Here is a 6,700-nt window from a genome sequence, read left to right on the forward strand (position 1 = left end):
ACAGATCGTTGAGTGTCAGCGACGTCGTCGATGACGGCGAACGTAAGAAGAACTCCTACCACTTCGATCGGCATTCCTCCGAGTACCGGTCGCAGTTCAAGGTGATCACCGAAGAGATGCACGCTAAGTGCCCCATCGCCTGGACGGAAACCTATGGCGGTCACTGGGTTGCGGCCGGTGGCCACGAGGTCTTCGAGCTGGCCCGTTGCCCTGCTATCTCCAACGATCACGACATCCACGGCGAGCGCCGTGGCTACAAAGGTATTTCGATCCCGACGGCCAGCCGTGTCAGTGCGGTTCGCGGCGGGATCCTCGAAATGGACGACCCCGAGCATCGCACGTATCGAACCGTACTCAACCCGTATTTGTCACCGGCAGCGATCAAGCGCTGGGAGCCGTTCATCGACGACGTGACGCGCGCCTGCCTCGACGACAAGATCGAGGAAGGCCGCATCGACTTCGTCGACGACCTGGCCAATATCGTGCCCGCCGTCTTCACGCTGGCAATGCTGGGCATTCCGCTGAAGAAGTGGAACATGTACAGCGAGCCGGTGCACGCCGCGGTCTACACGCCTGAGCACTCCCCCGATATCGAGCGCGTGACCGCGATGCACCGAGAGATGGGGCTCGACATGGTCAACAGCATGATCGAGATCCGCGCCAACCCGCGGCCCGGAATCGTGAACGGTCTCCTCCAAATGCGTATCGACGGCGAGCCGGCCCCGGATCTGGAAATCCTGGGAAATCTGGGACTGGTCATCGGTGGCGGCTTCGACACCACGACCGCCCTCACCGCCCACTCCTTGGAATGGCTGTCGGAGCACCCCGATCAACGACAGCTGCTGAGCAATGAGCGCAAAACTCTGCTCGACCCCGCAACCGAAGAGTTCCTTCGCTTCTTCACTCCGGCGCCGGGGGATGGCCGGACCTTCGCCGACGACACCGAACTCGACGGCACCCGATTCAAAGAGGGCGAACGGTTGTGGATTTCGTGGGCGATGGCCAACCGCGACCCAACGGTCTTCCACGACCCGGACAAGATTCTCCTCGACCGTAAAGGCAATCGGCACTTCAGCTTTGGACTGGGCATCCACCGGTGCATCGGGTCGAACGTGGCACGCACCGTGTTCAAATCCATGCTGACGGCCGTTCTCGACCGGATGCCCGACTACCAGTGCGTCCCGGGCGGGACCGTTCACTACGAGACCATCGGTGTCATCCAGGGCATCCGCAAACTGCCGGCCACCTTCACGCCCGGTCGCAAGGTCGGAGCCGGCTTGGACGAGACACTCGAGAACCTTCAACGCATCTGCGACGAGCAGGAGCTCGCCAGGCCGATCACCGAACGCAAGGAATCCGCGGTTATCGACGAGTACACCTGAACGAACCGGCCGTTGACTGCGCCAATTTTTCCGAGTAGCTCTGTTCAGCACGGCCGCCCTCTATATTCAGGCCAAGTGCGTGCAGCGACGGGAGAGCATCGGTGAAGACTTTCACAGTGGGCCTTGCGCTCACCACGGCCGCGCTGACTCTCACCCCGACCGCCCACGCGGACATGCAGGTTGGCAATTACAGGCTGGATACCAACCGGGATCCTGGCCACAGCTGGATTTTCGCGATTCGACCGTGCAGTTATGACCAAGGACCCGAATGCCTAACCGTCCAAGCGGTTCCGCAACCCAACGGACAGGCGGCGCCCTGGAAGGCAGATGCACATCTGTCCAACGGCCGCTACACAATGGCCGTTGATGTGCCCGACGGTGTGCGCTGCGTGGTCCAGTTCTTTCCCTCACACGACGTTTACTCGTGGGATCCGGTGACGCGGGCGGGTCAGGTCGACTCGACGTTCGACACCGGCTGCGGTGGCGGACCGGGGGGCACCAACAGTTGGCCGTTCGCGCTCGTGCGATGGTAGCCGCGTGAGAGGTACAGGAGTCCGTCGATCATGACGGCGACGGGCAGTAAGCACGATGGCTGAGGAGAAGAACCCACCGCAAGATTCGGCCACCTCGAAAGCCGACTTGAGGGCGTTGCTCGAGGAAGCCGAAGCCGAAGCAGCCGAAGCCGAAGCGCTTGCGGCCGCGGCGCGCGCCCGCGCTCGTGCCGCCCGGCTCCGGCGTGAAGCGCAAGCGCAAGCCGAGGCAACGGCCAAGGCTGAGAACGCCCAGGAAGCCTCGGAAGCGGATGAGGACGCAACCGACGACGACGAAGTCAAGACCGACGACGACGTCGCCGACACCGTCGAAGCAACCAACGCCGACAGAGCGGAACCCGAGGACGAAGCCTCCAACGAAACCGTCGAAGAGGCGGAGACGGAATCCAAATCGGCTCGGTCTCGACGGCGCGTGCGGGTGCCATCGTTGTCCGTGGCGTGGAAAGCGGCCGTCATCATCCTCATCTGCGCCTTCACCGGGGCCAGCGGATACATGATTTGGCAAAATCATGAAACCACCGAGCGCAACCAGCGCGTGGCGAACTTCCTGGCAGGGGCCAGACAAGGTGTCGTCAACATGTTTTCGATGGACTTCAACAGGGCCAAGGAGGACGTCCAGCGGGTAATCGACAGCTCGACCGGCCAGTTCAGGGACGACTTCCAACAGCGCGCAAAAGATTTCACGACCGTTGTTGAACAGTCCAAAGTGGTCACCCAGGGAACCGTGAATGCGGCGGCCGTGCAATCCATCGATGGGGATTCCGCGTTAGTACTCGTCGCCGCCTCATCGCGGATCACCAACGCCGCGGGCGCCAAAGACGAACCACGCAACTGGCGGCTCAAGGTGACCGTCACAATCGACGGCGGGCAATACAAGATGTCCAAACTGGAGTTCGTTCTGTGAGCGAAGACACCCGCGACATCGACACCGCCGACGACTCTTCCACGCCGTTCAAACGGAGTGGGGGTAGCAATCCTCGCGCGCGGCAACAGGTGAAAATCGTTCCCGTTATTCTCATTTCGCTGCTACTGATTTCCGGTGCCGGGGCGACGTGGCTGTACTTCGAGAAGTACCGACCTGCTAAACAAACCGACGCCGGCGTCGCGAGCGCGGTCGTCAATGCGGCATCCGAAGGAACGGTCGCGTTGCTGTCCTACTCGCCCGAGTCACTCGACAAGGACTTCGCGGCCGCAAAGTCGCACCTCTCTGGAGATTTTCTGTCGTACTACAACCAGTTCACGGAGCAGATCGTCGCTCCGGCGGCCAAACAAAAGTCGCTCAAAACCATCGCTCGGGTCTCGGGGGCCGCGGTCTCCGAATTACAGCCTGGTTCCGCCGTTGTGCTGGTGCTGGTCGACCAGGCCACCACGACCAAAGACAACCCCGACCCCGCGATGGCCTCCAGCAGCGTGCTGGTGAGTTTGACCCGAGTCAACGGCGCCTGGCTGATCACCAAATTCGACCCGGTCTAGCGACTCGCGCTGAGGCGGAGCGTAAAGCTAGCCGCACACTCGAGAAGCGAAGCTAACCCCGCGGTAGGTCCAGCACGCGCTGGGCGATGATGTTGCGCTGGATCTCCGAGGTGCCGCCGGCGATCGTGCCCGAGAAGCTGCGCGCGTAACGCTCGAACCAGCTGTTGAAATAGTGGTCCAGGTTCATCGGCGCATACGGGCCGCTCAGAGCGGGATGGATGAGCCCGTCGGATCCGCAAGCAGCTAAGGCATATTCGCTCGCGCGCAGCTCTGCCTCCGAACCGAGCAGCTTGAGCACCGAAATCGCGGAAGTATCGTCCTCACCACGTGCGGCGCGGGCCAACGCCACCGACCCCAACAGGCGCAGGGCCTGTTTGTCCATGATCGTCGTGGCGTAGTGGTCGCGGTCGAGCACCGAGGACGGGTGGAAATCGGCGATCATGTTGTCCAGCCGATCGGCGAAACCCAGCCACATCATGGTCCGCTCGTGCCCGAGGGATCCGTTGGCGACTCGCCATCCCTGGTTGAGCTCACCGACCAGGTTCTCTACGGGCACCTTTGCGTCGGTGAAGAACACCTCGTTGAAGTCCAGGTCGTCGGCTGCGCAGATCGACGGGAAGGGCCGGCGCACTACGCCTTCGGTATCGGTCGGGATCAGCAACACGCTGATGCCCTTGTGTTTTGGCGCGTCAGGGTCGGTGCGGACAAAGGTCAACAGCACGTCGGCGTCATGGGCTCCGGAGGTCCACACCTTCTGCCCGTTGACCACGAAGTGATTGCCGTCTCGCACGGCGCTGGTGCGCAGCGACGCCAGATCGGAGCCGGCGCTCGGCTCGCTCATCCCCAGCGAAGCGGTGATCTCCGCGCGCAGGATGGGCACCGCCCAGCGCTGCTTCTGTTCGTCGCTTCCGAACGACAGCAGCGACGCCGCAACGATATTCACGCCCTGCGGGTTGAGGCTGTGGTAGATCCGCCGGCGGCACAGTTCCTCGAGATGGACGAACTGCTGAACCACCGTTGCGTTGCGGCCGCCGAATTCCGGCGGCTGTCCGGGCAGCAGCCAGCCGTTGTCGAACAGCAGCCGCTGCCAGCGGCGCGCCCAGGCCGGCATGTGTGAGACCGACCGAGGACGCTCCAGGGTTTCGCTTGCGGGAGGCAGATTTTCGTCGAGGAAGGCGGAAAACTCCGCCCGAAACTCTTCGACGTCGGGATCAAAAGTCAGCTGCACGGTACTCCTCCGCGATCCGCGCGCGATGCTCTGCCGCGCCGCCGAGCATCAGCTCGCCCGCCTTTGCTCGCTTGAGCGCGAACTGTAAGTCGTTCTCCCAGGTGAACCCCATCGCGCCGTGTAGTTGCAGGCCGTGGCGGAACACCAGCGACTGACACTCCCCCGCAGCCGCCTTGGCCATTGCGGCCGCCAGCCGGCGCCGTGGATCGTCGACGGCGATCGTCAACGCGGCAAAGTAGGACAGCGCCCTGGCGCGTTCCACTGCGACGTGCATGTCAGCGGCCTTGTGCTGCACCGCCTGGAACGATCCGATCGGCACACCGAATTGATGGCGGCTGCGGACATGCTCGAGGACCAGATCGAGGATGCGTTGACAGGCGCCGACCATCGTGATCGCCATGCCGGTCAGCGCAACATGATTCGCACGCTCGCGGTCAACGGTCACCCGGGTGCTGTCGGGCACCCGAACGTCGTTGAAGGACAAGTCGGCGACGTGCAACACCGGGTCGAACACCGCGGAGCGGCGGGCCGACACCTGATCGGCCGCGATGATGAACACCCCCGCGTCGGTCACCACCGCCAACCGGTCGACACGATCGCCGTCGAGCACATGCCGTGCCATCCCGTGCAGCACCCAGCCCTCGTCGTCCCGGTGTGCCGACACCCCGGTGTACACGGCAGTCCCCGACTCGTGCGGCTCGAACCGATCTCCGGCCAGGGGTGCGAACTGGCTCATCGTCGCCAGAAATGGGGTGGGGTCGGTCGCGCGGCCCAACTCTTCGCACACGATCGCCAGCTCCACCGCGCTGGCCGGATCGTTCAGCTCCGTCCACCCGAGGTCTAGATAGACCTTCCATAGCGGGCTGGGGTCGACGCCGTCCTCGGCCACGCTGCGCACCAGCGAGGCTGGACACTCCTTGGTGACGACGTCTCGTGCGGTCTGCTGCCACAGCCGCTGATCAGCATCGAACTCCAACAGCATCCGAGCCGCCTCCTGTCCTCGTCACCCAGGCGAGAATAACATTCTCCCTTGCGGAAGTAGTAATCTCATAAATCGGTTACGAGGTGCCGATACTCCCGGGAGGGGCCGTAATGGCGGACGCTGCAACGACGCTGTTGGAGATCGAGGCAATCAAGCAGCTCAAGGCCCGATACTGCCGGTTCCTGGACACCAAACAATGGGACGACTGGCGGACGTTGTTCGCCGACGACTTCGTCAGCGACACCTCGCCGTCGGGCGGGAAGCTGATTACCGGCGCCGACGAGTTCGTGGCTTTCGTTCGGGGCACGCTGGAAAAGCAACCGACTGTGCACCAGGTACACGCCCCCGAGATCACGGTCACGTCGGACACGACCGCGACCGGAATCTGGGCGCTGGAGGACGTGGTGCGGCTGACGCCGGGCGTCAACCTCAATGGCCGTGGGCATTACCACGAGACCTACGAGAAGGTCGACGGCCGGTGGCTGATCAAGACCTCCACACTGACCCGAGTGCGTGAGGATTTCTTCAATCCGCTTATCTCCGTGCGTCTTTCGCCTCGCTTGCGTCAGGCCGGGGCGGCCCTTGCACGCAGGTTCAGCGCATGACCAGCCAGACCGTTCTCGTTACAGGCGCTTTCGGCCAGGTCGGCAAGCGTTGCGCCGAAATCTTGCTGGGGCGGGGACGCACCGTGATCGCGATGGACGTCCGCAACGACCGTTCGTCGGCGGCCGCCGCGAGCCTGGCGGCAGGGTCGCATCCCGGCACGCTCATCCCGGAATACACCGACCTCACCAACGCCGACGCTGTCGCCGCGACGCTGGCGCGCCATCGACCGGACGCGATTGTCCACCTGGCGGCGATCGTCTCGCCGCCCTCGTACCGCAACCCCCAGTTGGCCCGCAAGGTCAACGTGGACGGCACCCGGCACCTGGTGGACTCCGCGAAGGCTCTGAGCGATCCGCCGCTGTTCGTGTTCGCCTCCAGCGCGGCGGTGTACGGGTCGCGCAATCCGTATCGGCAACCCGAACGCATCACGGGTGACACCCCGGTGAATCCGATCGACCAGTACGGCGAGGACAAGGTC

The 6,700-nt window shown here is 63.6% G+C and carries 8 protein-coding genes; 6 read left to right on the top strand and 2 right to left on the bottom strand.

The genetic code is table 11. The features are described 5' to 3' along the window. Positions 1-8: 8 nt before the first annotated feature. From VML93_RS33330 to VML93_RS33345, 4 genes are all read left to right on the top strand, one after another. Positions 9-1,382: a cytochrome P450 gene (locus tag VML93_RS33330; RefSeq protein WP_325617315.1), complete on the top strand. Its 1,374-nt coding sequence runs from the start codon at positions 9-11 to the stop codon at positions 1,380-1,382. A 116-nt stretch (positions 1,383-1,498) separates the two neighbouring features. Then, the gene (locus tag VML93_RS33335) at positions 1,499-1,915 is read left to right on the top strand and encodes a hypothetical protein (protein WP_325617335.1); all 417 of its coding nucleotides are present in this window, start codon (positions 1,499-1,501) and stop codon (positions 1,913-1,915) included. A 55-nt stretch (positions 1,916-1,970) separates the two neighbouring features. After that, positions 1,971-2,837, top strand: a complete 867-nt coding sequence (locus VML93_RS33340; RefSeq protein ID WP_325617317.1) for a hypothetical protein — start codon at positions 1,971-1,973, stop codon at positions 2,835-2,837. Next, positions 2,834-3,406, top strand: coding sequence for a hypothetical protein (locus VML93_RS33345; RefSeq protein ID WP_325617319.1), 573 nt, complete (start codon positions 2,834-2,836; stop codon positions 3,404-3,406). Before VML93_RS33340 ends, VML93_RS33345 begins: the two co-directional genes overlap by 4 nt. Before the next feature lie 52 nt (positions 3,407-3,458). Here VML93_RS33345 and VML93_RS33350 read toward each other — a convergent pair whose 3' ends face one another. Both VML93_RS33350 and VML93_RS33355 read right to left on the bottom strand, forming a co-directional pair. Beyond that, positions 3,459-4,634: an acyl-CoA dehydrogenase family protein gene (locus VML93_RS33350; protein ID WP_325617321.1), complete on the bottom strand. Its 1,176-nt coding sequence runs from the start codon at positions 4,632-4,634 to the stop codon at positions 3,459-3,461. Then, positions 4,618-5,616 (bottom strand): acyl-CoA dehydrogenase family protein, encoded by a 999-nt coding sequence (locus VML93_RS33355; RefSeq protein WP_325617323.1) that lies wholly within the window; start codon positions 5,614-5,616, stop codon positions 4,618-4,620. Before VML93_RS33355 ends, VML93_RS33350 begins: the two co-directional genes overlap by 17 nt. A 110-nt stretch (positions 5,617-5,726) precedes the next feature. Here VML93_RS33355 and VML93_RS33360 point away from each other — a divergent pair, with 110 nt between their 5' ends. After that, the gene (locus VML93_RS33360) at positions 5,727-6,221 is read left to right on the top strand and encodes a nuclear transport factor 2 family protein (RefSeq protein WP_325617325.1); all 495 of its coding nucleotides are present in this window, start codon (positions 5,727-5,729) and stop codon (positions 6,219-6,221) included. Further along, a partial coding sequence (locus tag VML93_RS33365) for an NAD-dependent epimerase/dehydratase family protein (protein WP_325617327.1) occupies positions 6,218-6,700 on the top strand: 483 nt, incomplete at its 3' end. The genes VML93_RS33360 and VML93_RS33365, both read left to right, overlap by 4 nt.

The organism is Mycobacterium sp. (assembly GCF_035499775.1).
Classification (GTDB): Bacteria; Actinomycetota; Actinomycetes; order Mycobacteriales; family Mycobacteriaceae; genus Mycobacterium.